Source organism: Pseudomonas sp. Pse1, assembly GCF_024519635.1.
In the GTDB taxonomy this organism is placed as follows: domain Bacteria; phylum Pseudomonadota; class Gammaproteobacteria; order Pseudomonadales; family Pseudomonadaceae; genus Aquipseudomonas.
The window spans coordinates 59,021-84,809 of the sequence record NZ_JALJRO010000007.1 but is presented as its reverse complement, the minus strand read 5'-3'; the positions used below and the strand labels follow the sequence as shown (position 1 = coordinate 84,809).

General features: G+C 61.7%; 22 protein-coding genes and 1 pseudogene. 15 read left to right on the top strand and 8 right to left on the bottom strand.

The window, feature by feature from the left end; translation table 11 throughout:
• The first annotated feature begins 159 nt into the window (after positions 1 to 159).
• Genes NR126_RS12640 through NR126_RS12610 form a run of 7 tightly spaced genes read left to right on the top strand, consistent with a single transcriptional unit; the run spans position 160 to position 6,457 of the window.
• Positions 160 to 837, top strand: coding sequence for a thermostable hemolysin (locus tag NR126_RS12640; RefSeq protein WP_105754606.1), 678 nt, complete (start codon positions 160 to 162; stop codon positions 835 to 837).
• A complete protein-coding gene (locus NR126_RS12635; protein ID WP_027616322.1) occupies positions 827 to 2,308 on the top strand; it encodes an AMP-binding protein in 1,482 nt (493 codons plus the stop codon). The genes NR126_RS12640 and NR126_RS12635 overlap by 11 nt, the downstream gene beginning before the upstream one ends.
• Complete coding sequence (locus tag NR126_RS12630) at positions 2,305 to 2,979, top strand: TenA family transcriptional regulator (protein WP_027616321.1); 675 nt, start codon at positions 2,305 to 2,307, stop codon at positions 2,977 to 2,979. The genes NR126_RS12635 and NR126_RS12630 overlap by 4 nt, the downstream gene beginning before the upstream one ends.
• Positions 2,966 to 3,775 carry an SDR family oxidoreductase gene (locus tag NR126_RS12625; protein ID WP_256830345.1) on the top strand — a complete coding sequence of 270 codons (810 nt, stop codon included), beginning with the start codon at positions 2,966 to 2,968 and terminating at the stop codon, positions 3,773 to 3,775. Before NR126_RS12630 ends, NR126_RS12625 begins: the two co-directional genes overlap by 14 nt.
• Positions 3,772 to 4,416 carry a tetratricopeptide repeat protein gene (locus NR126_RS12620; RefSeq protein WP_256830344.1) on the top strand — a complete coding sequence of 215 codons (645 nt, stop codon included), beginning with the start codon at positions 3,772 to 3,774 and terminating at the stop codon, positions 4,414 to 4,416. Before NR126_RS12625 ends, NR126_RS12620 begins: the two co-directional genes overlap by 4 nt.
• An 11-nt stretch (positions 4,417 to 4,427) precedes the next feature.
• A complete protein-coding gene (locus NR126_RS12615) occupies positions 4,428 to 5,090 on the top strand; it encodes a response regulator (protein ID WP_027616318.1) in 663 nt (220 codons plus the stop codon).
• Positions 5,087 to 6,457: an ATP-binding protein gene (locus NR126_RS12610; protein WP_027616317.1), complete on the top strand. Its 1,371-nt coding sequence runs from the start codon at positions 5,087 to 5,089 to the stop codon at positions 6,455 to 6,457. The genes NR126_RS12615 and NR126_RS12610 overlap by 4 nt, the downstream gene beginning before the upstream one ends.
• An 84-nt stretch (positions 6,458 to 6,541) precedes the next feature.
• On the opposite strand, the gene NR126_RS12605 is transcribed toward NR126_RS12610, so the two are convergent.
• Together NR126_RS12605 and NR126_RS12600 are read right to left on the bottom strand one after the other, a co-directional pair.
• Positions 6,542 to 8,200: an arylsulfatase gene (locus tag NR126_RS12605; RefSeq protein ID WP_027616316.1), complete on the bottom strand. Its 1,659-nt coding sequence runs from the start codon at positions 8,198 to 8,200 to the stop codon at positions 6,542 to 6,544.
• Positions 8,201 to 8,441: 241 nt separating this feature from the next.
• The gene (locus NR126_RS12600) at positions 8,442 to 8,891 is read right to left on the bottom strand and encodes a hypothetical protein (protein ID WP_027616315.1); all 450 of its coding nucleotides are present in this window, start codon (positions 8,889 to 8,891) and stop codon (positions 8,442 to 8,444) included.
• Between the two features lie 80 nt (positions 8,892 to 8,971).
• Here NR126_RS12600 and NR126_RS12595 point away from each other — a divergent pair.
• The 3 genes and pseudogenes from NR126_RS12595 to NR126_RS12585 form a co-directional block, all read left to right on the top strand.
• A pseudogene (locus tag NR126_RS12595) lies at positions 8,972 to 9,121 on the top strand (site-specific integrase); the annotation flags it as partial.
• Between the two features lie 51 nt (positions 9,122 to 9,172).
• On the top strand, positions 9,173 to 10,762 hold the full coding sequence (locus NR126_RS12590; protein WP_081786275.1) for an ABC-F family ATPase: 1,590 nt from the start codon (positions 9,173 to 9,175) through the stop codon (positions 10,760 to 10,762).
• A gap of 169 nt (positions 10,763 to 10,931) precedes the next feature.
• Positions 10,932 to 12,116 carry an MFS transporter gene (locus tag NR126_RS12585; protein ID WP_256830341.1) on the top strand — a complete coding sequence of 395 codons (1,185 nt, stop codon included), beginning with the start codon at positions 10,932 to 10,934 and terminating at the stop codon, positions 12,114 to 12,116.
• A 3-nt stretch (positions 12,117 to 12,119) separates the two neighbouring features.
• Here NR126_RS12585 and pssA read toward each other — a convergent pair whose 3' ends face one another.
• Positions 12,120 to 13,463 (bottom strand): CDP-diacylglycerol--serine O-phosphatidyltransferase, encoded by a 1,344-nt coding sequence (gene pssA / locus NR126_RS12580; RefSeq protein WP_027616312.1) that lies wholly within the window; start codon positions 13,461 to 13,463, stop codon positions 12,120 to 12,122.
• A 115-nt stretch (positions 13,464 to 13,578) separates the two neighbouring features.
• Here pssA and NR126_RS12575 point away from each other — a divergent pair, with 115 nt between their 5' ends.
• From NR126_RS12575 to NR126_RS12555, 5 genes are all read left to right on the top strand, one after another.
• Positions 13,579 to 14,142, top strand: coding sequence for a TetR/AcrR family transcriptional regulator (locus NR126_RS12575; protein WP_105754643.1), 564 nt, complete (start codon positions 13,579 to 13,581; stop codon positions 14,140 to 14,142).
• 46 nt (positions 14,143 to 14,188) lie between these two features.
• The gene (locus NR126_RS12570) at positions 14,189 to 14,665 is read left to right on the top strand and encodes a nuclear transport factor 2 family protein (protein ID WP_105754612.1); all 477 of its coding nucleotides are present in this window, start codon (positions 14,189 to 14,191) and stop codon (positions 14,663 to 14,665) included.
• A gap of 176 nt (positions 14,666 to 14,841) precedes the next feature.
• Positions 14,842 to 15,897, top strand: a complete 1,056-nt coding sequence (locus tag NR126_RS12565) for a tetratricopeptide repeat protein (protein ID WP_256830340.1) — start codon at positions 14,842 to 14,844, stop codon at positions 15,895 to 15,897.
• A gap of 125 nt (positions 15,898 to 16,022) precedes the next feature.
• Positions 16,023 to 17,525, top strand: coding sequence for an ATPase domain-containing protein (locus NR126_RS12560; protein WP_027616308.1), 1,503 nt, complete (start codon positions 16,023 to 16,025; stop codon positions 17,523 to 17,525).
• Positions 17,522 to 19,192 carry an ATP-binding protein gene (locus NR126_RS12555; protein ID WP_256830339.1) on the top strand — a complete coding sequence of 557 codons (1,671 nt, stop codon included), beginning with the start codon at positions 17,522 to 17,524 and terminating at the stop codon, positions 19,190 to 19,192. The genes NR126_RS12560 and NR126_RS12555 overlap by 4 nt, the downstream gene beginning before the upstream one ends.
• A gap of 3 nt (positions 19,193 to 19,195) precedes the next feature.
• Here the strand turns inward: NR126_RS12555 and NR126_RS12550 are convergent, their stop codons facing one another.
• The 5 genes from NR126_RS12550 to NR126_RS12530 form a co-directional block, all read right to left on the bottom strand.
• Complete coding sequence (locus NR126_RS12550; protein WP_105754616.1) at positions 19,196 to 19,573, bottom strand: response regulator; 378 nt, start codon at positions 19,571 to 19,573, stop codon at positions 19,196 to 19,198.
• Between the two features lie 61 nt (positions 19,574 to 19,634).
• On the bottom strand, positions 19,635 to 20,834 hold the full coding sequence (locus tag NR126_RS12545; protein ID WP_027616305.1) for a hybrid sensor histidine kinase/response regulator: 1,200 nt from the start codon (positions 20,832 to 20,834) through the stop codon (positions 19,635 to 19,637).
• Positions 20,828 to 21,421, bottom strand: coding sequence for a chemotaxis protein CheB (locus NR126_RS12540; RefSeq protein WP_027616304.1), 594 nt, complete (start codon positions 21,419 to 21,421; stop codon positions 20,828 to 20,830). The genes NR126_RS12545 and NR126_RS12540 overlap by 7 nt, the downstream gene beginning before the upstream one ends.
• On the bottom strand, positions 21,418 to 22,233 hold the full coding sequence (locus NR126_RS12535; protein ID WP_105754617.1) for a protein-glutamate O-methyltransferase CheR: 816 nt from the start codon (positions 22,231 to 22,233) through the stop codon (positions 21,418 to 21,420). Before NR126_RS12535 ends, NR126_RS12540 begins: the two co-directional genes overlap by 4 nt.
• Positions 22,233 to 25,712: a response regulator gene (locus tag NR126_RS12530; protein ID WP_027616302.1), complete on the bottom strand. Its 3,480-nt coding sequence runs from the start codon at positions 25,710 to 25,712 to the stop codon at positions 22,233 to 22,235. Before NR126_RS12530 ends, NR126_RS12535 begins: the two co-directional genes overlap by 1 nt.
• Positions 25,713 to 25,789 lie beyond the last annotated feature (77 nt).

Sequence of the window (25,789 nt, the reverse complement as noted above, 5' to 3'; positions counted from 1 at the left end):
CTCGAATCGGTTGCAGGACAACCCGACGGTGCCACCCTGCCCTGACTGCCTTAAGCCAATCTGAAGACGGTCAAATCATTAACCTTTTTTCACCTTCAGACTTCGTTAAGAAAGGGACCGGATACTCCGCTCAAACCTATTGAGGGAGGCGTCCTGCCCATGCCCGATCCTGACTGGAACCTATCCCTGCCCCTGCACTTCGGCGAGGCCGAAACACCGCAGATGAGCCTATCCGGTGCTGTGGCCGGCGATCCGCAGCGAGCGCTGTTCGAGGCCTTCATCCAACAGCGCTTTCGCAAGGCGCATGGTGCCGATATCCGGCAGTTCATGCCTGAGTTGTTCGGCGTGCAAAACAGCAGCGGCCAGCTGTGCGCGGTGGCCGGCGTACGTCGGGCGCATCTTGAATCGCTGTTTCTCGAGCGCTACCTGGACGATCCCATCGAACCTCTGATCAGTGCCACCGCCGAACGTCCCGTGCCACGACAGGACATCGTCGAAGTCGGCAACCTCGCCGCCAGCGACACCGGCAGCGCACGCCTGAGCATCATCGCCATCACCTACCTGCTCGCCATGGGCGGCCTGGAATGGGTGACGTTTACCGGCAACATCGGTCTGGTCAACAGCTTTCATCGCCTGGGCCTGAAGCCGGTCACGCTGTGCGCCGCCGACCCGGAGCGCCTTGGTGAAGATCGCCACCACTGGGGCAGTTACTACGAGAGCAAACCCTGGGTACACGTCGGCAACATCCGCGCCGGTTTCATCCATTTACGCAACATTGGACTGTTCACCCGGCTGGGATTGCCAACTTCGCTTGAAGGGGCCTTCCATGTCGCTTGAACTGCAACGCTTCCAGGAAACCTTGCGCGACCACGCCGGGCGCAACGACGGCCGTGTCGCCCTTTGGGGCGACACACTGAAAATCGACTACACCACGCTCTACGCCGAATTGCTCTATCGCCAGGAGCGTTTGCGCGATGAGCAGGTGCAGGTCATCGCCCTCGCGCTGGATAACGGCGTCGAAGCGATGCTCTGGGACCTGGCGATCCTGTTCGAGGGCCTGACCTGCGTCAGCCTGCCACCGTTTTTCAGTGCGGCGCAGCGGGCCCATTGCCTTGAGCAGAGCCAGGCCGAACGGGTGATTGCCGAGCCGCACCTGCACGCCGAACTGTCGGCTGCCGGCTACGAGGCACGGGGGGAATTCTGGTGTCGCGCCTTCACCGGAGCCAGCCTCCTGCCCGCCGGCACCGCCAAACTGACCTTCACCTCCGGCACCACCGGCACCCCCAAAGGCGTGTGCCTGAGCGCCGACAGCCTGCTACGGGTCGCGCGGGAGCTGGAGCAAGCCAGTCACGCCAAGGCTCCACAGCACCATGTGGCGCTGCTGCCGCTGGCGATTTTGCTGGAGAATCTTGGCTGTTACGCGGCGCTGTACGCTGCGGCGACACTGAGCCTGCCGAGTCAGAAAACCCTTGGCCTGCAGGGCGCCAGTGGCGTCGATGCGCCGCGCTTGCTTGGCTATCTGGCCAGCCGTCAGCCCGAAAGCCTGATTCTGGTGCCGCAGTTGCTGTTGCTGCTGGTCAGTGCCGCCGAACAGCGCGCCTTCAATCCGCACACCCTGCGTTTTGCCGCCGTGGGTGGTGCGCGGGTGGCCGAGGACTTGCTGCGCCGCGCGCAACGGGTCGGCATTGCGGTTTATGAAGGCTATGGCTTGTCCGAGTGCGCGTCGGTGGTCTGCCTCAACCGCCCCGACGCCGAACGTCCGGGCAGCGTCGGCCGACCGCTGCCCCATGTCGAAGTGCGCCTGGCCGAGGACGGCGAAGTGCTGATCAAGGGCTCGCTGCTGCTCGGTTATCTGGGTGAGCCGCTGGCCGGCGAAGACTGGTGGCCGAGCGGTGATCTGGGCGAGTTCGATGCCGACGGCTTTCTCTACCTCAAGGGCCGCAAGAAACATCAGTTCGTCACCAGTTACGGGCGCAACGTCAACCCGGAATGGGTCGAGTCGGAGCTGACCCAGCGCAGCCTCATCGCCCAGGCGTTCGTCCATGGCGAAGCCCTGCCGCGCAACCACGCCCTGCTTTGGCCGCATCGTGCGGAGTGCACCGATGCCGAACTGGCAGCCGCCGTGGCCGAGGCCAATGCAGCCTTGCCCGATTACGCCCAGGTCCATCACTGGACACGTCTGCCACACCCCTTCAGCGCCGCCAACGGTTTGCTGACTGCCAACGGACGCCCGCGTCGCGAGGCCATTCTCGCGTTGTACCGCGAGCATCTGACCGAATCCGCCCTTTACGAGGAATCCCCATCATGAGTTTTTTCGACACCCTGCAAGAATCCACCCAGCAGGAACGCCATGAGTTGTTCAATCTGCCGATCATCCGCGATGCCCTGCAAGGCGAGGTCAGCCTGGAGAGTTATCGGGCATTTCTCGCTCAGGCCTACTACCACGTGCGCCACACCGTGCCCCTGATGATGGCCTGTGGCGCACGCCTGCCGACTCGCCTGGAGTGGCTGCGCAAGGCGGTGTGCGAGTACATCGAGGACGAGTATGGCCATGAACAGTGGGTACTCAATGATATCGCCGCCTGTGGCGGTGATCGCGACGCCGTTCGGGACGGCCAGCCGTCGCTGCCGATCGAACTGATGGTCAGTTTTCTATACGACCAGATCGCCCGGGGTAACCCGGTGGGACTGTTCGGCATGGTCAACGTGCTCGAGGGCACCAGTATCGCCCTGGCGACCCACGCGGCGGGCAGCATTCGCGAACGCCTGGCGCTGCCGGAAAGCGCCTTCAGCTACCTCAATTCCCACGGTTCGCTGGACATCGAACACATGCACACCTACCGCCGTCTGATGAACACACTGCAGGATCCGGACGACCAGGCGGCGGTGATCCACGCCTCGAAAGTCGTCTATCGCCTCTACAGCGATATGTTCCGTGGCCTGCCGCGCGACGTGGAGACTCAGCATGCAGCTGCATGACGCCCGCGTGGTATTGACCGGCGCCAGTGGCGGCATCGGCCTGGCCATCGCCCACGCCCTGTGCGCGGCAGGTGCGCAGGTGCTGGCCGTCGCCCGACATCCGCAAGCGCTGCTGCCGATGCTCAAGCGTTACCCGCAGCATCTGCGCTGGGTCGCCGCCGACCTGACCGTCGAAAACGATCGGCGCAACGTGCTGGCCGCCGCGCAAGCTGTCGGCGGCATCAACCTGCTGATCAACGCCGCCGGAGTCAATCACTTCGCCATGCTCGAACAGCTCGATGACAGCGAGATCAACGCCATGCTGGCGGTCAACATCAGCGCCCCGATCTGCCTGACCCGGCTGCTGCTGCCACTGCTCAAGCAGGCCGACAGCGCGATGGTGGTCAATGTCGGCTCCACCTATGGCTCGATCGGCTACCCCGGTTATGCCAGCTATTGCGCCAGCAAATTTGCCTTGCGCGGGTTTTCCGAAGCCTTGCGCCGGGAGCTGGCGGACACTCGCGTCAGCGTCCTGTACGTCGCCCCGCGCGCGACGCGCACCTCGATGAACAGCGCCGCCGCACAAGCCCTCAATGAGGCGCTCAAAGCCAACGTCGACGATCCGCAAGCCGTCGCGCAGGCGGTGGTACATGCCATTGCTGGCGATCGACGCGAGCTTTACCTGGGCTGGCCGGAACGATTTTTCGTGCGCCTCAACAGCCTGTTGCCCAACCTGGTGGATCGCGGCCTGCGCAAGCAATTGCCGTTGATCCGTCGCCTGAGTGAAAAACCCGAAAACGAGCGGCCAAAATCATGAAAAAAATCCTCGCATGCCTGCTGCTGGGTGCTATCAGCCAAAGTGGCTGGGCCCTGGACAGCGCCGATCAACAACGCTTGGGCAGCATCCAGCAGAGTTGGGCGCACATCCAGTATGAAACCCCGGAAAAACAGCGCGCCGCAGCCTTCGAGCAACTGGCGAGCCAAGCCTCGACCTTCACCACCGAGCGTCCGTCCGTGGCCGAGGCCTGGATCTGGAAAGGCATCGTCACCAGCAGCTGGGCCGGTGCCGAAGGCGGTCTCGGCGCGCTGGGCAAGGCCAAGCAGGCCAAGGCCGATCTGGAAAAATCCCTGACCCTCGACCCCAAGGCCCTGCAAGGCTCAGCCTATACCAGCCTCGCCGCGCTGTATGATCGGGTGCCAGGCTGGCCGATCGGCTTCGGTGACAGCGACAAGGCCGAGCAACTGCTGAAACAGGCGCTGCAACTCAATCCCGATGGCATCGACAGCCTGTACTTCTGGGGCGATCACCTGTTTCGTCAGAAACGCTACGCTGAAGCCAAGGCCGCGCTGACCAAAGCCCTGCAAGCTGCGCCCAGACCGGGCCGGGAAAGTGCTGACGCCGGGCGGCGCAAAGAAATTGCCAGCTTGCTGGTGGACGTGAACAAGAAACTCGAATGACAGGAGTCTCCGTGCGTTTACTACTGATTGAGGATGATCTCGCGCTGGGTGAAGGCATTCACCAGGCGCTGGGCCGCGAGGGTTATACCGTCGACTGGCTGAAGGACGGCAGCAGCGCGTTGCATGCATTGCTCAGCGAAACCTTCGATCTGGCGGTACTGGATCTGGGCCTGCCACGCATGGATGGACTTGAAGTCCTGCGCCGCCTGCGTGACAGCGGCGCCACTCTGCCGGTGCTGATCCTCACCGCCCGCGATGCCACGGAGGACCGCATCGCCGGGCTCGATGCCGGAGCGGACGATTACCTGGTCAAACCCTTTGATCTGGCGGAACTCAAGGCGCGTTTGCGGGCACTGCTACGGCGCAGTGCCGGACGTGCGCAAAGCGTGATCGAGCACGCGGGCATCTGTTTGAATCCCGGCACCCAACAGGTCAGCTATCGCGGCCAGCCCGTGGCGCTGACCCCCAAGGAATATCAACTGCTGCACGAACTGCTGTCGCCACCCGGGCGGGTGATGACTCGCGATCAGCTGATGCAACTGCTCTACGGCTGGAGCGAAGAAGCCGAAAGCAACACGCTGGAAGTGCATATCCATCACCTGCGCAAGAAATTCTCCACCGATCTGATCCGCACCATTCGCGGTGTGGGTTATCTGGTGGAGGAACGCCAATGACCTCGATCCGCCGACGTACGCTGACCCTGATCATCGGCTTGCTGCTGGCCGGGCTGGCGGTGCTCAGCGTGTTCAACGTCCACGACAGCAATCACGAGATCGCCGAAGTCTACGACGCCCAACTGGCGCAGAACGCCCGATTGCTGCAAGGGGTGATGCGCATGCCGTTGGCGGGCCAACAACACGCCGACCTGTACCGAGCCTTCAACGCGGCCCTGGGGGAAGCGGTACCGCACGGCGACGGCCATCCTTACGAGCGCAAGATTGCCTTTCAGGTCTGGGACCCGGCAGGCAACGTATTGGTCCATACCGCCAGCGCGCCGTCCTTCGCTACACCGCCGGGCATCCCGGGGTTCAGCGACGTGGTGGACCTGAACAACCGGCATTGGCGCGCCTTTATGCTCCAGGACCAGGACAATGGCTTGCGCATCTGGGTCGGCGAGCGCGATGACGTGCGGGCCGATCTGGTGGACCGCATCGTCCGCCACACCCTGTGGCCCAACGTGATAGGCAGTCTGCTGTTGGCGGCCATGGTCTGGTTTGCCATTGGCTGGGGCCTCAAGCCGCTGGCCGACATGGCCGCGACCCTGCGCGCCCGACACAGTGGCTCGCTCGAACCGCTGCAACTGGTCCCGCTACCCAGCGAACTGGAACCGATGCAGGCGGCCCTCAACCGCATGCTCGCGCAGATTCAGGAGGTGCTCGGTCGCGAGCGCCGCTTCATCGCCGATGCCGCCCATGAAATGCGCACGCCGCTGGCGGTGCTGCGGGTCCACGCACAAAACCTGCAGGAGGCCGGCACCGAAGCGCAGCGCCTTGAGTCGCTGGCGTTTCTGATCGCCGGGGTCGACCGCACCAGTCGCCTGGTCAATCAATTGCTGACCATGGCCCGTCTCGAGCCCAAGCCCGGCGCCAGCGCCATGCCCAGCATCGACCTCGGCGAAACCGTGCGCAACAGCCTGGTGCAACTGGCGCCGTGGCTATTGAGTAAAAACCTGGAACTGGCGTTCGAGGAAACCGAGCACTCAATTCAGGTGTCATCCAGCCGCGCCGCCATCGAGATCGCCCTGGGCAACCTGATCACCAATGCCGCCAACTTCTCCCCGGACAACGGCGTCATCACCGTGAAGCTGGAACAGGCCGAGGGCTTTTGTCATCTGAGTGTCGAAGACCAGGGGCCAGGCATTGACGAAGCGGATCGCGAGCGATTGTTCGAGCGCTTTTACAGCCGTGGTAATGCCCAGGGAGCAGGACTGGGACTGACCATCGTCAACACCATCGCGACGCAGTTGGGCGGGCGCATTACCTTGGTCAATCGTGCCGAAGGTGGCTTGCGGGCGACGTTGTCGATTCCAAGCCAATCTTGAGCCGCTGATCATCACGAACTGCGACCACGCACCCCCTACTGAAACGGCGGCCCCTGTCCGGGCCGCCCTGTTCAGTGGCTGGACTCAGTTGCCGACCGGCAGCGGCAGGTTGACCCCTTCTTTTTGCAGCACTTCGCGTACCCATTGGAATTTCTGGTACTGCGACAGTTCGATCGGCCCGTCATACCCCATGCTCTGCAGTTTGCGCGGCGGGTACTTGAGGTAGGTCTGCATCAGTTTGCCGATCGCCTGGCTGATCGGCACCATGGTCCAGGTGCGCTCGGTGAAGTTGTTCATGAACAGGTCGTAGCGCTCTTGCGGGTCCTGCCACAGGTCGAAGACTTGCGGCACGGTGGCGACGTATTTTGCCGCGCCTTTCCAGCCGAGGTTCGAATCCACCGCCAGGCCACCGGTTTGCGCGCCGTCGTCACCGCGCAGGTTGAACACCGCCTTGTAGTTGCCCACCCGCGCCGCCCCTGGCGTCAACTCGTTCTCGGTGAAGTAGAACCACTCCTTGCGCGGCGACGGACCGCTGCCCGTCAGCACGGGAGTCATGTCATAGCTGTCGAAGATGATCGGCTGCCCCTCGCGATCCTTCTCCGGCAGTTTCACCCCGGCCACCGAGGCGAAGGTTGCCATCAGGTCCAGGCCACCGAGGATCTCGTGGTTTTTCGTGTCCGGCTTGATCTTGTCCGGCCACACGGCAATCGCCGGCACCCGGTTGCCGCCCTCGCGCACCGTGCCCTTGGTGCCGCGGAACGGGGTGTAGCCGGCGTCCGGGTAAACGTCCTGCCAGGCGCCGTTGTCGGTGGTGTAGACCACCAGGGTGTTTTTATCCAGGCCCAGTGCCTTGAGCTTGGCCATGATCCGGCCGATGTGGGTATCCAGTTCCACCACCGAGTCGGCGTATTTGGATTTGGACATCGACTTGTGGACGAACTCCGGAGCGGGCATGTTCGGTTGGTGGACTTTCATGAAGTTGACGTTGATGAAGAACGGTTTGTCTGACTTGGCCGCCGTGTCGAGAAATTCCAGTGCGGCTTTTTCGACATAGTTGTCAAAGAACGGAATCCCCACCACCCCGGGCTTGCCGTCGACCACTGGCGTGTCGACATACTGGCCGTTGACCTTGAACTCTTCGACCGCCTTCTCCCCCGCTTTGCCGGACAACGCGCCCTGGGTCACCCGCTGGAACATCGCCCGGGTCTCCGGGTCCATGTCGGGGAACCAGGTCGGGTCGGCGTAGGTGTAGGCGTTGAGGTGATACAGACCGACGTACTTCATCACGTCGTAACCCTGGGCATTGGGCAACGCGTAGTCGGCTTCACCCAGGTGCCACTTGCCGGTGAAATAGGTCTCGTAGCCACCGGTCTTGAGCACCGAAGCCAGGGTCCACTCGGCGGCCGGCAAACCACCGCCCTGGCCCTGGAAGGCCACGGTGGTCATGCCGCTGCGATTGGGTATCCGCCCGGTTTGCATGGCTGCCCGGCCGGGGGTACAGCTGGGCTGGGCGTAGAACGAAAAGAAGGTCACCCCTTCTGCCGCCAGTTCGTCGATGCTCGGGGTTGGCATGCCGCGTCCGACCCCGCCGCCATAGGGGCCGAGATCGCCATAGCCGGTGTCGTCGGAGACAATAAACAGAATATTGGGTTTGGCGGTTTGTGCCCCGTGGGACAGTCCGCTGAGTGTCATCAGTGCCGCGAATACAACAGACAACCTGAAACGATCCGATAGCTGTTCCATACCAGGATTCCTCAGTGTTTCATGGTGTTGGCAACCGGGTGATGAGTGCACAACGGCACAACCCTTGATGCAATGACCACCGAGTCGATAGCCCAAGTACTGCGTACAGATAAGACCCTGTACTGGTCAGGCGCAGAAGGAGTCTAGTGCCGAGCTGAAAATCCAATGACGATTGCGATGATTGGTCGCACGTTGTCATTACAGATTTGCATGCAATCAATCGCCGGCGACTACGGCAGCGTCATCGCGTGGCGTGTGCCACATCGCCGCAGAAAATATCCAGATTGCCGTCTTCAGGGGCTGTACGCACCACCACCGCATACTTGCCGGAGATCAACTCCGACAGCGCAATAGGCGCACTGCGATAAAAAGTCCAGCCGTTAGTACCGGCAGCACTTTGGGTATTGACCTTGTCGTTCATGGCAAAGGCCGTCGCCCCGGGTTGCTGGCAGCCGCCTTTATTGATGAAGGTATAAATGCGCGGGGGCAACAGCGTGCCCTCGGGTACGCCGGTGATGTAAAAGTCGAAGTTGGTTTGATTGCCGACGCCGGTCAAGGTGGTATTGGCGATATGTCCGGGATTGTTGTGGGTGGCTGCCAGCGGCAGACTCATGGATTGTTTCGATGAACTACTGCAGCCAACCAGAGTTGCCGCGATCAACAGTGTTGCGAGAGGGATACAGGGTTTCATTGCCGACCTCCAGAATTGGAAGAAGTGCGTTGGGGGACCTTGGGTATAGCTCATTCGTGGGGTTTTGCGGGCTCAATCATGGGTTGGGCTGCAGACCGCCATACAACTGTTGTCACACCTATGCGACAATAGTCCTCATGTCCGGCATCAACCCCGCATTCATTTCCCAGCTTCACGGCCAAGGCGTGCCGATGCGGCTGTCGTCTCATGCGCGCTGGAACGACCCGAGCCCGGTTCCGGCTCCAGCCAAGCGCACCCTAAGCTATTGATAGGTAAAGTAATTGATCTCCACAGCAAATATCACCATGCAGTTCGGCGCCAAGCCGTTGTTCGAGAACGTTTCGGTCAAGTTTGGCGCAGGTAACCGCTACGGCCTGATCGGCGCCAACGGTTGCGGCAAGTCGACCTTCATGAAAATCCTCGGCGGCGACCTCGATCCCTCCGGCGGCCAGGTGATGCTCGAGCCGAACGTGCGCCTGGGTAAATTGCGCCAGGACCAGTTCGCCTACGAAGAATTCAGCGTGATCGACACCGTGATCATGGGTCACGAAGAGCTGTGGAAGGTCAAGGCCGAGCGCGACCGTATCTACTCGCTGCCGGAAATGACCGAAGACGACGGCATGGCCGTGGCCGAGCTGGAAACCGAGTTCGCCGAAATGGACGGCTACACCGCCGAATCCCGTGCCGGTGAGCTGTTGCTGGGCCTGGGTATCGGTATCGAGCAACACTTCGGCCCGATGAGCGAAGTTTCGCCAGGCTGGAAACTGCGGGTGCTGCTGGCCCAGGCGCTGTTCTCCGATCCGGAAGTGCTGCTGCTCGACGAACCGACCAACCACCTGGACATCAACACCATCCGCTGGCTGGAAAACGTGCTGACCCAGCGTTCGAGCCTGATGATCATCATCTCTCACGACCGTCACTTCCTGAACAGCGTCTGCACCCACATGGCCGACCTGGACTACGGCGAGCTGCGCCTGTTCCCGGGCAACTACGACGAGTACATGACCGTCGCGACCCAGTCCCGCGAGCAACTGCTGTCGGACAACGCCAAGAAGAAGGCACAGATCTCCGAACTGCAATCGTTCGTCAGCCGCTTCTCGGCCAACGCCTCGAAAGCCAAGCAAGCGACCTCCCGCGCCAAGGCGATCGACAAGATCCAACTGGCCGAAGTCAAGCCGTCGAGCCGCGTGAGCCCGTTCATCCGTTTCGAACAAACCAAGAAGCTGCACCGCCAGGCCGTGATGGTCGAGAACATGGCCAAAGGTTTCGATGGCAAGACGCTGTTCAAGGACTTCAGCTTCCAAGTTGAAGCCGGCGAGCGCGTGGCGATCATCGGCCCGAACGGTATCGGCAAGACCACCCTGCTGCGCACCCTGGTCAACGAGCTGAGCCCGGACGCTGGCACCGTGAAGTGGACCGACGCTGCGGAAATCGGCTACTACGCCCAGGACCACGCCTCGGACTTCGAAGACGAATCGAGCCTGTTCGACTGGATGGGTCGCTGGACCCAGGGCGGCGAGCAACTGGTGCGCGGCACCCTCGGCCGGATGCTGTTCTCCAACGACGAGATCCTCAAGTCGGTCAAAGTCATCTCCGGTGGTGAGCAAGGTCGCATGCTGTTCGGCAAGCTGATCCTGCAAAAGCCGAACGTGCTGGTGATGGACGAACCCACCAACCACCTGGACATGGAATCCATCGAAGCGCTGAACCTGGCGCTGGAAAACTACCCGGGCACGCTGATCTTCGTCAGCCACGACCGCGAGTTCGTATCGTCCCTGGCCACTCGAATCATCGAGTTGACCCCTAGCGGCGTGACCGACTTCAGCGGCACCTATGATGATTACCTGCGTAGCCAGGGTGTGGTGATCTAAGAGCTGAACGCCACTCCCCCTTGTCGGCGCGAGCTTGCTCGCGATGAGGCCATCAGCTTCATCGCCAGCAGGCTGGCTCCCACAGGGCCCTGCAAGCTCCGAGGCATCTAATTGCGCCCACAAGCGCTGCCCACAGGGGCTTGTTTGAGCTCCAAGGAAGATTTTTGTCATGACGACACCCGCCACCACCCTCCACACCTTCGACCTGCGCCCGCTCCTCATCGCCAACATGGCCTGCACCATGGCGATGATGGCGTTTGTCTCGATGATCGGCCCGATCTCCCGGATCCTGGGCATGCCGACCTGGCAGGCCGGGGCTGCAGTGACGGTGTCCGGGGTGTTGTGGATGCTCCTTGCTCGGCCCTGGGGCCAGGCCAGTGATCGCCGTGGACGCCGGCATATCCTGCTGCTCGGCACCGCAGGCTTCACCCTCGCTTACTGGGCCCTCTGTCTGTTCATCGACGTCTCATTGCAGGTACTGCCGTCGGCGTTGCTGGGGTTTATCGGGATCATGCTCGGACGCGGGATTATCGGGGTGTTCTACGCCGCGATTCCGGTGGGCTGCAATGCGTTGATCGCCGACAACATCGAACCGCAGCGCCGCGCCTCCGCCATGGCGGCGCTAGGGGCGGCCAACGCCTGCGGCCTGGTGATCGGCCCGGCCATCGCTGCCCTGCTCTCCCGTTACAGCCTGAGCCTGCCGTTCTATGCCATGGCGATTTTGCCGTTGCTGGCGTTCCTGGTGCTGCGCTTCAAACTCAAGGGACAGGAACTGCACCTCAAGCAGACACCGCGCAGCGTTCGGCTGAGCGATCCGCGCCTGCGCCGGCCGATGGCAGTAGCCTTTGTCGCCATGCTTTGTGTGTCGATTGCGCAGATCACCGTCGGCTTCTACGCCATCGATCGCCTGGGCATGGCTCCGGCAGAAGCGGCGCAAACCGCCGGCATCGCCTTGACCATGGTCGGGGTGGCGCTGATCTGCGCGCAATTGCTGGTGCGCCGACTGGACTGGACGCCGCAGCGGCTGATCCGCATCGGTGCGCTGATCGCCGCCTGCGGTTATGCCGGCAGCATGCTGGCCGACACCGCCTGGGGATTGTGGTTGTGCTTTTTTGTCTCGGCAGCGGGTATGGGCTGGGTCTTCCCGTCTTTCGCCGCGCTTGCCGCGAATGCCGTGGAGGCCTCCGAGCAAGGCGCCACGGCCGGCAGCATCGGCGCCGCTCAGGGTTTTGGCGTGGTCATCGGGCCGCTGGCCGGGACTTTGGTCTACGCCATCGAGCCGCGCCTGCCCTACCTGTGCGCGGCCGTCCTGCTGGTACTGGTGGCGCTGTGGCCGAGCCGGGCAGCGCGCTGAACCCTAGAGGATGCGATAGAGCAGACGCTCGATCCGTACCCGACTGACCCGACGCAGAAACTTGCCCACGGCCGGCGGGTAATCCACCAGGCTTTCCAGTTGCTGGTAACGTTCGATGCGGTTGGTATGGCGGAAAATCTCCGTCAACTCGGCGCTGCGCGGCGTCAGTAATTCGCCTTTTGGATCGTCGATCAGCAAGGCGTTTTCCAGGTCCAGGCGGAACGCTCGCGGATTGAGATTGTTGCCAGTCAACAGGGTGTAGCGCGCATCGACCCACATGCCCTTGAGGTGATAGGTGTTGTCGCCGTCGCGCCACAGATGCAGGTTCAGCAGGCCGCTGTCGATTACCTTCTGATGGCGCTTGGCGAAGCGCCGCAGGCTGATCTCATAAAGGTACGGCAACGCCGCGATGACCCGAAACGGCTCGCTCGGCGGAATGTAGAAGTCGTTGGCGGTCTTGTCGCCGACCACGATATCGACCTTGACCCCACGGGCCAGCGCGCGGTTGATTTCGCGGGTGATCGGCAATGGCAGGTTGAAGTACGGGGTGCAGATCGTCAGTTGCTTCTGGGCACTGGCAATCAGTTCGCAGATCACTCGGTTCAACGGGTTGTTCTTGCCGACACCGAGCAGCGGGCTGACCGACAATCCAGTCTTGTCGACCCGGCCCTGGCTGGTGTCGTAGGCCGCGTACTTGAGGCGGCTGCGCAAATCGCCGATGTCGTTGCGCAGGCTGCGGGTGGTCGGCAGGTTCGGCAGGTCGAGGCGATGCACCGCCTTGGAGGCGACCAGGCCGTGCTGCACCAGGTGCTGCATGGAGTCGGCCAGCGCCTCGTTGTGCAGCAAGTGATAGCGGTCGAAGCGGTACTTGTCGAACTTGTGCAGGTACACGTTGTTCAGGCTGGCGCCGCTGTAGAGCACGCTGTCATCGATCACGAAACCCTTGAGGTGCAACACGCCGAACAGTTCGCGGGTCTGCACCGGCACACCGTAGATCGGCACTTCGCTGGCGTGGTCGCGGGTCATTTGCTGATACCAGGCCGAGTTGCCCGGCTGCTTGCCGGCACCGATCAGGCCGCGCTGGGCGCGCAACCAGTCGACCACCACCACGATGTCCAACTCGGGACGCGCGGCCTTGGCGGCGTGCAGGGCATCGAGGATTTCCTGGCCGGCTTCGTCCTGCTGCAGGTACAGCGCGACGATATAGATGCGCCGGGTCGCCTGGGCGATCTTCTCCAGCAGGCAGCGACGGAACTCGGCGGCGCCGGACAGAATGCTCACGCCATCGGCAGACAGCGGGAAACTGCGCAGTTTTGGCAGCAGGGAACGTTTGAAAAGCAACGGCATAGGGCTCGCAAATGGGTCGAATCCGAAGAGCCCCGGAGCTTACACCATGTCCGCGCAAATGGACATTTCGAATCCACGCTTGACCAAGGAGAACGATCGTTCTACTGTAGAAAACATGAATCAGATAACCAGCACTGACACACGCGACATTATTCTGGATGTCACCGAAAAGTTGATCTACAAGAGTGGCATCGCCGCCACGGGCATGGATCTTCTGGTGAAAACCGCCGGCGTCTCCAGAAAAAGCATCTACCGCTACTTCGCCAACAAGGACGAGTTGATCGTCGCCGCCCTGCAACGCCGCGACCTGCGCTGGATGAACTGGTTTACCAGCCAGGTGGAACTGGCGCCGACCTCGGGCGAGCGCTTGCTCGGCCTGTTCGAAGTACTCAAGGACTGGTTTGCCAGCGACGGCTTTCGCGGCTGCGCCTTTATCAACACCAGCGGCGAGACCGGTGATCCCGAGGATCCCGTGCGCCAGGTGGCCAGGCAACATAAACAGAAACTGTTCGACTTTGTGCTCAAGCTTTGCACCGAACATGGCGTACAGGACCCGCAGGCACTGGCTCGCCAGTTGCTGATCCTGATCGATGGCGCGATTACCGTTGCCCTGATAACGGGTAACCCTGACGCCGCCGACGATGCGCAATCGGTGGCGCGTACGTTGTTGGATCTGTAACCCCCTGCTTGTCGTAGCAACACTCACTGTCACTGGGAGATATCACATGTCATCTGCCGAAGTTCGTCCACCCCTGCCGCCGTTCACCCGTGAGTCGGCCATCGAAAAAATCCGCCTGGCCGAAGACGGCTGGAACTCCCGCGATCCGCAGCGGGTATCGCTGGCCTATACCCTCGACACCCAGTGGCGCAACCGCGCCGAATTCGCCCACAACCGCGAAGAAGCCAAGGCCTTCCTGACACGCAAATGGGCCAGGGAACTGGATTATCGGCTGATCAAGGAACTCTGGGCTTTCACCGACAACCGCATCGCCGTGCGCTACGCCTACGAATGGCACGACGACTCGGGCAACTGGTTCCGCTCCTACGGCAACGAGAACTGGGAATTCGACGAAAACGGCCTGATGGCTCGCCGCTTCGCTTGCATCAACGACATGCCAATCAAGGAGAGCGAGCGCAAATACCACTGGCCCCTGGGCCGGCGTCCGGATGATCATCCGGGCTTGTCGGAGTTGGGATTGTAGGTGGGCTGGCAGCGATGGCATTTTCACGGTGGACCTATCCATTCCCACAGTCAGGCTCGCCCTACTGCAGGAATGGATAGTTGCACCCTGAAGCAGCCCTATCGAAATTTGACTCAACCCCCACACTGACCGAAGCTGGCAACCCTGTCTGGCCCGCCCGTTCCCGGATCCTTCGAATGTCCAAGCCGCGCCGCTACCTGTTTATCAGCCTGCTCACCGTGCTGGCCATCGCCATCGCGTGGTATTCCCTACGCAGCGCCACACCGCAGATCCCGGAAGCGATCAAGCGCGGCTACAGCGAAGCCTTGGAGCAGGCGCGCAATGGCAAGCCTGGCGCGGCGCGGGTGCTCTACCAGCAATTGGCGCGCCCGGACATCTCCGACAAACGCCGCCTCTGGCTGCACGCCGAACTGCCCAACTACCCGAGCCCGCAGGCACTGAAACTGGCGGACGCCGACTTGCATCACCCCTCGGTCGCAGTACGCCAGGCCGCCATCCACAGCATCGTCGGCCTGGTCCCCAGCGGCCAGCGCAGCCTGCTGCTCGGCCCGTTGCTCGACGACGACGAGCAAGCCGTGCGCTTCAGCGCTTCCGAGGCCCTGCTCGGCCTGTCGCCGGATGACCTGGGCCTGTACTTCGGCCCGCTGGAACAGGTTATCGATGAATACGAAAAAACCTTGCAAGCGCAGCCCGCCACGGCCCACAACCAATACCAGCTGGCGCGCCTGCACCTGCACAATGCCCAGCTCAAGGAAGCCCAGGCGGCGCTCGATGCGACCCTGCAACTGGATCCGGGCAACCTGCCGGCGTTGGTGATGCAGATCGAGGTGCTGGACAAGCTCGGGCAAACCGATGCCGCCCAGCAATTGCTCGCCAAACAACTGCAAGAGCAACCGAATTCCGCCTACCTGCAACACGCCCTCGGCCTCTGGCTGCTGCATCACGACCAGGAAGAATTCGCCCTGCTCGGCCTGTCCAAGGCGGTGGAGCTCGAACCGGACAATCGGGTCTACCGCTACGACCTGGCAACCACCCTGCACGCCGCCGAGGAACTGGAAGCGGCCCAAAAACAGTTGCAGGAGATCGTCCAGCGCCATCCCGCCGACCGCAAGGCCCGAGTGCTGCTGATCAACTACTGGAAAGAGAGCGGGCAACTGCAGAACGTCCAGGTGCTGCTGGCTCAGTTGGAACAGATGAACCCCGACGACCCGGCATTACAGCAGGGTCTATGATCATCAGGTCGGGGCCTGCGGCGAATGCTCGGCCGAGTTGAACTGTTTGCCGCGCCCCGAGGTCCAGTGAAATGTCAGCCTGTTTGTCAGGCTGTAGCACTTCCCTAGCCATGAGAGGGCGTTTTTTGTCTACATCCAATGAGTTGCTGAGTGTCAAAGCCGAAATCGGTATCGAGGGCCTCGACGATATCCTCGCTGGCGGCCTGTCCCGAGGGCACATGTTCCTGCTCGAAGGCGAACCCGGTACCGGTAAAACCACGGTGGCCTTGCAGTTCCTGATGGCTGGCGCCCGCGCCGGTGAACGCACGTTGTACATCACCCTGTCGGAAACCGAGCGTGAGTTGCGCCAGGGTGCGAAATCACATGGCTGGGATCTGGATGAAAACATCCATGTGTTCGAGCTGACGCCGCCGGAAAACCTGCTCGACACCGAGCAGCATCAATCGTTGCTGCACTCCTCCGACCTGGAGTTGGGTGAATCGACCAAGCAGATTTTCGAAGAGGTGGAACGGATCAAACCGACCCGAGTGGTGCTCGACAGCCTCTCGGAAATCCGTCTGCTGGCCCAGAGTTCCCTGCGCTATCGCCGGCAGATCCTGGCGATCAAGCACTACTTTGTGCGCTACGACGCCACCGTCCTGCTGCTGGATGACCTGACCACCGAGTCGAACGATAAGACCGTGCACAGCGTCGCCCACGGCGTCATTCGTCTGGAGGAACTGACCCCCAGCTACGGCGCCGAACGCCGACGGGTGCGGATAGTCAAGTACCGGGGTCAGAAGTACCGTGGCGGCTTCCATGACTTCACCATCGTCGAAGGCGGAGTCAAGGTATTCCCGCGCCTGGTGGCCGCCGAGCATCGCGGCACCTATACCCGCCGGCAGTTGAGCAGCGGTATTGCGCAAATGGACGCGCTGCTGGGTGGCGGTATCGAGACCGGTTCCAGCAGCCTGATCCTGGGGCCGGCCGGCACCGGCAAATCGCTGATTTCGATGATTTTCGCCAGCGCCGCGGTTGCCCGGGGCGAAAAGGCCGCACTGTTTATTTTCGATGAAGAACTGGGCCTGCTGTACGAGCGCATGCGCCACCTGGGCATCGATTTGCAGGCGTTGCAGGACACCGGCGACCTGATCATCGAACAGGTCGACGCCGCAGAACTGACTCCCGGCGAGTTCTCCCACCGGGTCCGACGCTGCGTCGACGAGCATGGAATCGAGACCGTAGTCATTGACAGCCTCAACGGCTACCAGGCGGCGATGCCCGAGGAAAACGCTCTGGTGCTGCACATGCATGAATTGTTGCTGTATCTCAACCGCAAGGGCGCAGCGACCTACATGACCGTGGCCCAACACGGCCTGGTTGGCGACATGCAGGCCCCGGTGGACATCACTTACCTGGCCGACACAGTGATCCTGCTGCGCTACTTCGAAGCCCTGGGCAAGGTACGCCGGGCGATCTCGATCATCAAGAAACGCACCGGCGCCCATGAGTCGACCATTCGTGAATACCGCATCAGCCGTAGCGGCATGACCATCGGCGAACCGCTGGATGCGTTCCAGGGCGTGCTGCGTGGCGTGCCGACCTACCTTGGCGCCAACGCCCCGCTACTGATGGATATCGATCATTGAGTGCGTCCAAGGTGCTGGCCGAGCGTGCCCTGATCCTCGCGCCACTGGGGCGGGACAGCCAGATTGCCCTGCGCCTGCTCAACCAGGCCGGCTATGACGGCCTGATCACTCCGGGCTTGAGCGCGCTGTGCGATGAACTGGAAAAAGGCGCCGGCCTGTTGCTGATCGCTTCCGAGGCCCTGCTCAATGTCGACATCAGTCCCTTGCTTGACCTGATCGACCAACAACCGACCTGGTCCGACCTGCCGATCGTGCTGCTGACGCACCACGGCGGCAGCGAGCACAATCCCATCTCGCGCTTCGGCCCGCAACTGGGCAACATCACCTTCCTCGAACGGCCGTTTCATCCGGTGACCCTGATCAGCCTGGTGACCACCGCCCTGCGTGGCCGCCGCCGCCAATACGAGGCCCGAGACCGGCTGATCGACCTGTACCAGAGTGAACTGCGCCTCAAGGAGGCCCTCGATACCCTCGAACAGCAAGTCGAGGAGCGCACCGCGCAGCTGCGGCACAATGAAGAAGCCCTGCGCCAGTCGCAGAAGATGGAAGCGGTCGGCCAACTCACCGGCGGTATCGCCCACGACTTCAACAACATGCTCACCGGTATCATCGGCAGTCTGGAGCTGCTGCGCCGGCGCCTGGCCCGGGGGCGTACCGAGGATCTCGACGGGCTGATCGACCTCGGCGTGACCTCCGCCAACCGTGCCGCCGCCCTCACCCATCGCCTGCTGGCGTTCTCCCGGCGCCAGTCATTGGACTCCAGGCCCGTGATCATCAACAGCCTTGTGCAGTCGATGTCCGAATTGTTGACGCGCAGCATCGATGAGCGCATCCGACTCAATATGCAACTGAGCGAGGCGCTATGGGTGGCCGAGGCCGATGCCAATCAACTGGAAAGCGCACTGCTCAACCTGGTGCTCAATGCCCGTGACGCCATGCCCGACGGCGGCACCTTGACCGTGCGAACGCTCAATCGATACCTGGACAACGCCTTCAGCGAAGCCCACGGCAATCTGCAACCGGGTGACTACGTGGTCCTGAGCGTGGTTGACGACGGCTGCGGCATGCCGGCGGGCACCATCAGCCGGGCCTTCGACCCGTTCTTCACCACCAAGCCGATTGGCCAGGGCACCGGCCTGGGACTCTCAATGATCTACGGCTTCAGCAAGCAGTCCGGCGGACATGTGACCATCGACAGCGAGGTCGGCGTCGGCACCACGGTCAACCTCTACCTGCCGCGTTACAGCGGCGATCTGGACCAGCCGCCGCAGCCCACGGCCCTGCACGCGCCAAACGCCGAAGCGGGCGAAACCGTGTTGATTGTCGAAGACGATCCGGCGGTGCGGGTGCTGGTCAGTGCGGTCTTGAGCGAACTGGGTTATGCCTTTGTCGAGGCCGGGGATGCCGACAGCGCGCTGCCGATCCTCGACTCCGAACAACGCATCGACCTGCTGATCAGCGATGTCGGCCTGCCCGGCATGAACGGCCGGCAACTGGCGGAAATTGGCCGCCAGTACCGGCCTGATCTGAAAGTCCTGTTTATCACCGGCTATGCCGAACACGCCGCAGTACGCGGCGGGTTTCTCGATCCGGGGATGCAACTGATCACCAAGCCGTTCACCTTCGACCTGCTGACGGCCAAGGTGCGCGAGATGATCAGCGCGTGAGGCTCAGGAGAGCATGTCCTGCATCAGATCCTGCAGTTCGTCGAGGTCGAACGGCTTGTCGAGAATCGGCGCCTTGCGGGTGATCGGACTGTCGGTCTCGCGCACTTCCTGGGCATAGCCGCTGATGAAGATCACCTTCAGTTCCGGGCGCAACTTCACCGCCGGCTCGGCAATCTGCACTCCGTTGACTCCACCGGGCAGGCGGAAGTCGGTGATCATCATGTCCAGATTGGGTTTGGTGGCGAGAATCGCAAACGCCTGCTCGGCGTTCTCCGCCTCCAGGACGCGGTAACCCTCGCCGCTCAGATAGGCGCTGAGGACCATCAGGATCGATGGATCATCCTCGACGATCAATACGACATCTCGTGCATCATCACTCATGGGAAGCCTTTGTTCGGTCAATAGCTGATATTACGACCATGCGGTCATGCAGAGGTTGCGTTTAATTTTCCGTACAGTCCTGCAGGGGCAGGCGCACGCGGAATAATGCGCCCTGGTTGATTGCACTTTCGACGCTGATTGCGCCGCCATGGGCGGCGACAATCTGCTCGGAAATGAACAACCCCAGGCCAAGGCCGGCGACCACGGTCTTGGCGCTGACGCGTTCGAACTGCTGGAAAATGCGCTGCTGGTTCTCCTCGCTGATGCCGATGCCACGGTCCTGAACCTCGATAAAGGCTTGGCCGTCCCGGGCATAGACCCGCACCTCGATCAAGCTCTTGCCGCCATAGCGCAGCGCATTGGTCAACAGGTTGGACACCACCTGCTCGATACGGAACTCGTCCCAGTCGCCCTCCACCGGCTGCTCACCCGTGAAACTCACGGACGCCTCGGCCGCTCCGACCTGAGCGGCGAAGTTGTGCAACAGATCGCCCACCAGCTTCACCAGGTCGAAATGGCTGGTGCGGATCGACAGCTTGCCGGTGCGGATCCGCGACACGTCGAGCATGTCTTCGATCAGGCGGATCAGGCTCTTGATCTGCCGTTCATCGCGATCGACCATCGCGTGCATCTTGTCCAGGGTGAAGGCCGCGGCATTGTCCCGGGCCAGGTGCATCTTGCGCAGCTGGGTTTCCAGGATCAGCCCGTTCAAGGGCGTACGCAGCTCATGGGCGACAATCGACATGAAGTCATCGCGCATCCGTACTGCCTGCTCCAGTTCGCCCTGGGTGGCCTGCAACTGCTTGAGCAAGGCCTCCTGCTCACGGCGGCTGTGCTCGAGGGCTTCGACCTGCAGTTTGATCGCGGTGCGCTGGCGATACAGGTCGACGAACACGTTGACCTTGCTCTTCACCGCGTGGATATCCAGGGGTTTGTGCAGGAAGTCCACGGCCCCGCTCTCATACCCCTTGAAGGCGTAATTCATTTCGCGGCCGGCGGCGCTGACGAAGACGATGGGAATGTTCTTGGTCTTTTCCGTGCCGCGCATCAACTCGGCCAGCTCGAAGCCGTTCATGCCCGGCATCTGCACATCGAGGATCGCCAGGGCGAACTCGTGTTGCAGCAATAACGACAGGGCCTGGTCGGCGGATAAAGCCTTGTGAACCTCACGATCCTCACGCTTGATCAACGCCTCGAGGGCCAGCAGGTTTTCCGGCAGGTCGTCGACAATCAGTAGTTTGGCCTGGACAGTACTTAGCATGAGGTTCGTTCCAGCTCGACAAGCAGACGGCCAATGCCGTGCAAAGGGAGAATATGATCGGGATCGTGCAAGGCCAGCGCCGCGTCAGGCATGGTCGAGACCTGGGCTTCGTCCGGGTCCTGGACCACAGTGATGCCGCCCAGGTGCTTGATCTGTGCCAACCCCCGGGCGCCATCGTGGTTGGCCCCGGTCAGCAGCACCGCCAGCAACCCGGCGCCATAGGCATCGGCCGCCGATTCGAAGAGGTAATCGATGGCCGGCCGCGAATAGTGCAGGCGCTCTTCCAGGCTCAACGACAGGCTGCGGTCCAACTCCACCGACAGGTGATAGCCCGGAGTCGCCAGATACAGGGTGCCCGCCTCGATCGGCATCTTGTCGCCCGCCTCGATCACCGGCATCGGTACGCGCCTGGCCATGACGTCCGCCAATTGGCTGTTGCGCTGCTCCGGCAGGTGCAGGACCACAATGATCGGCAAGCGAAAACCCGCCCGCAGGGCGCTGAAAATACTCAGCAAGGCTTCCACGCCACCGGCGGAGGCGCCGATCACAATGGCCTCGATGCGCGGGCCTGGCGGCTGTGTCGTCATGATTTGCGGTAGATCCGTTCGTGTTTGACCAAGGGCTCGAACCGCTTGCCGTAGGCCGAGAAGTCCGGTGTTTCCTTGCTGCCCAGGACCAGGAAGCCGCGGTGGCAGAGCGACTCATGGAACAGCCCAAAGGCTCGATCCTGTAATTTTTTATTGAAATAAATCAACACATTACGGCATGAGATTAATTGAGTTTCTGAGAATACGCTGTCCGTCGCCAGGCTGTGATCGGCAAAGGTCACGTTGTCGCGCAGGCTCTTGTCAAAAATCGCGTAGTCGTAGGCCGCCGTGTAGTAGTCGGAGAATGAGCACTGCCCACCGGCCTGCTGATAGTTACGGGTATAAGCGCGAATATTCTCCAGGGAGAAGATCCCCTGCTTGGCCTTTTCCAGCGAGCGCGGGTTGATGTCGGTGGCATAGATGATAGTGCGTTCGAGCAGGCCTTCCTCGCGCAACAGAATCGCCATCGAATACACCTCCTCGCCCGTGCTGCAGCCAGCGATCCAGATCTTGATCGAGGGCCAGGTCCTGAGCAACGGCACCACTTCCTGGCGAATCGCGAGGAAGTGCGAGGGATCGCGAAACATCTCGCTGACCGGAATCGTCAGCAACTGCAGCAGCTGCATGAACGCCCGGGGGTCGTGCAACACCCGTTCCTGCAACGCGGAGATGGTCTTGCACTCGAACTGATTCAAGGCGTGATTGACCCGGCGCTTGATCGAAGCGCCAGAGTAATCGCGAAAGTCATAGCTGTACTTGAGGTAAATCGCCTCGATCAACAGCCGCAGTTCAATGTCGGTATCGCGTTCCACTAAATTCTTTCCATCTTCGGCAGCCACACGCGAATCAGCGAGAACAACCGGTCCAGGTCAATCGGCTTGGCCAGGTAATCGTTGGCTCCGGCCTGCAAGCAGCGCTCCTGATCGTCCTTCATGGCCTTGGCGGTCACGGCGATGATCGGCAGTTTGCGCCAGCGCGGATCCTTGCGGATCTCCACCGTCGCTTCAAAACCGTCCATCTCCGGCATCATCACGTCCATCAGTACCAGGTCGATGTCCTCGACCTCATTAAGTCTGTCGATCGCCTCATGACCGTTACGCCCAATGACCACGATCGCGCCCTTGTGCTCCAGGGCGCTGGTGAGGGCGAAGATGTTGCGCACATCGTCGTCCACCAGCAGCACCTTGCGCCCCTCAAAGACTTTGTCGCGGCTGCGAGCGGTCTTGAGCATGCGTTGGCGCTCATGGGACAACCGCGATTCGACTTTGTGCAGAAATAATGTCACTTCATCGAGCAATCGCTCCGGCGAACGTGCGCCCTTGATGATGATCGAGCGCGAATACTTGCGCAGCTCCGCCTCCTCATCCCGGGTCAGGTTGCGTCCGGTGTAGACGATCACCGGCGGGAACGAGCAGATTTCCTCGCAGGACATGCGCTTGAGCAGGTCGTTGCCGAGCATGTCCGGCAGCTTGAGGTCGATAATCATGCAGTCGTAAATGTTCTCGCGCAGCAGCTCCAGGGCCTCCTGGGCCAGGCCGACGGCAGTGATTTCGATGTCATCGTCGCCAATCAGCCGGGCAATGCTGTCGCGTTGCAGGTCATCATCCTCGACCAGCAACACACGCTTGACCTTCTGCGTCAGCTTGGCTTCCAGGCGCGCAAACACATCCTTGAGTTCCTCGCGGGTGGTCGGCTTCACGGCATAACCGATGGCGCCCATGTGCATGGCCGCTTCGACACGGTCCTCGACCGAGATTACATGCACCGGGATATGCCGGGTCTCGGGATGTTCCTTGAGGCGCTGCAGCACGGTCAGTCCGGAGTGGTCCGGCAGGCGCATGTCCAGCAGAATGGCGTCGGGCAGGAACTGGCTGGCCAGGTCGTAACCTTCGTCGGCGCCATGGGCCACCAGGCATTGGTAGCCCAGTTCATGGGCCAGGTCGTAGAGGATGTGCGCGAAATTGGCTTCGTCCTCCACCACCAGGATGCAGCGGCTGTTGAACGGCGCCAGGTCACGGTCATCGGCAAAACGCGCAATCTTCACTTCAGCCGGCGCGGGCGGTCGTGCCACGGGCAGCAGGGGCAGTGGCTCGTTGATCAACGGCGCCACCGGCGCCTCGGCGTTTTCAGCGAACTCTTCAGGCAGCACCAGGGTGAACAGACTGCCCTGCCCCGGCTCGCTGCTGACCGTAATGGTGCCCCCGAGCAAGGTCGCCAGGTCACGGGAAATCGACAGCCCCAGGCCGGTGCCGCCGAAGCGACGGTTGGTGGTGCCATCGGCCTGGCGGAAGGCTTCGAAAATACTTTCGTGCTGATCGCGGGCAATGCCAATTCCCGAATCTCGTACAGCGAAGGCAATGCCGCCGCCACGCTGGGCGCTGACCACCAGGCTGACGGTGCCCTGGTCGGTGAATTTGATGGCGTTGGACAGCAGGTTTTTCAGGACCTGCTCCAGGCGTTGGCGATCAGTGAACAGGAAGGACGGTGCGTCCGCCTGCACCTGCACGGTGAACGCCAGGTGCTTGTCGGCAGCCAGGGGTTCGAACATCCCGCGCAAACCATCTACAAGGCGCGCGACGCTGGTGTTTTCCGGGCGTACCTCCAACTTGCCGGCTTCGACCTTGGAAATGTCGAGAATGTCGTTGATCAGGTTGAGCAAGTCGTTGCCGGCCGAGTAGATCGACTCGGCGAACTTCACTTGTTCGGCGCTGAGGTTTTCCTGGGGGTTCTCGGCCAGCAACTTGGCCAGGATCAGCGAACTGTTGAGCGGCGTGCGCAGTTCGTGGGACATGTTGGCGAGGAATTCGGATTTGTACTTGCTGGAGCGCTGCAGCTCCTGCGCACGCTCTTCAAGCTGAATCTGCGCCTGGTTGAGCTCGGTATTTTTCAGGTCCATGGCGTCGCGCTGCTCGGCCAGGGTTTCGGCCTGCTCGGCGAGTTGTTCGTTGGTCTGCTCCAACTCCACCTGCTGGGTTTCCAGATGGGCCTGGGACTCCTTGAGAATCCGCGATTGCTCTTCCAGCTCTTCGTTGGCGGTCTTGAGCTCTTCCTGTTGCACCTGCAACTCTTCGTTGAGCTGCTGGGTCTCGGCCAACACTTCCTGCAGGCGCTGGCGGTAGCGCGCGGCCTCGATCGAGGTGCCGATGTTGCCGGCAATCAACTCCACCAACTCGATGTCGCGCTCTTCCAGGGGACGCAGGAACCCCAGTTCGATCACCCCGTTGACTCGCCCGTCATCGCGGGTGGGCACCACCAGCACACTGCGCGGCAGGCCGTCTCCGAGCCCGGAACTGACTTTGAAGTAGTCCTGCGGCAGCTCGTCCAGACGAATGATTCGTCCCTGTTGGACCGCTTGCCCGGCAATGCCTTCGCCGTTGTAGAGCGCCTGCTCATGCGTTTCCTGTTCGTGCGACAAGCCATAGGTCGCCACTCGACTGAGGCCGCCGTGGTCTTCGCGCACGTAGACCGCGGCGACCGCAGTGCCCATGTATTGCCCGCAGAACTGCAGGATATTGCGCCCCAACAGATTCAGCGACAGCTGGCCGAGCACCTGCTCCGCCAGTTGGGTCTGGCCGCTGCGCAACCAGGCTTGCTGCTCCAGGCGTCGCGCGCTCTTTTGCTGGGCCGCCAGGTTGGCAGCGTAACTGGCGGACAGGCTGAGCAAGTCGCGACGACCGATGTAGGCCAGCAAACCACTGATCGCGATGATGAACAGCACGTACAGGGAAATGCTCCAGAGCGTGGTGCGTCGCACCTCTTCATTGCGCGCGGTGCGTAACTGCTGCTCCATGTCGATGACATCTTCGTACTGCTTGCGGATTTCATCGGTCAGGCGCTTGCCTCGGCCGTTGCGCACCTCGGAGCGGTAATCGCCACTGCTGCGCTGCAACTCGATCATTTCCTGGGCGTAGCTGTTCCATTGCTCCTGCATGGCTTCGAGCCGGCGCAGGCGGTCGACCTGCACCGGGTTGTCGGCAGTCAGCTCCTGCAGGGTCTTGAGCGAGACGATGATGCGCGGGCGGGCAATTTCGTAGGGGTCGAGAAAATGCTCGTCGCCGGTCAGCAGATAGCCGCGCATGCCGGTTTCCAGGTCCACGGTCAGTTTCACCGCTTCATTAGCATTATTGATCACCCGGTCGGTGTGCTCGACCCATTGGATGGTCGACATCAAATAGGTGATCAGCGCCACGAAAAACACCACGCTGAGCGCGCCCACCGCCAAGGGTAAGCCAATGTTGCGACTCAGGAGTTTGCGGAAGCTTTGCTCATCGACGGATGCTGAAGGGTTCATTTGCAGACCTTGGTGAACGGGCATAAATGAAGGAGTCTGCCGCAAAATTGCGCTCGACATGCAATTTTCTGACAGCT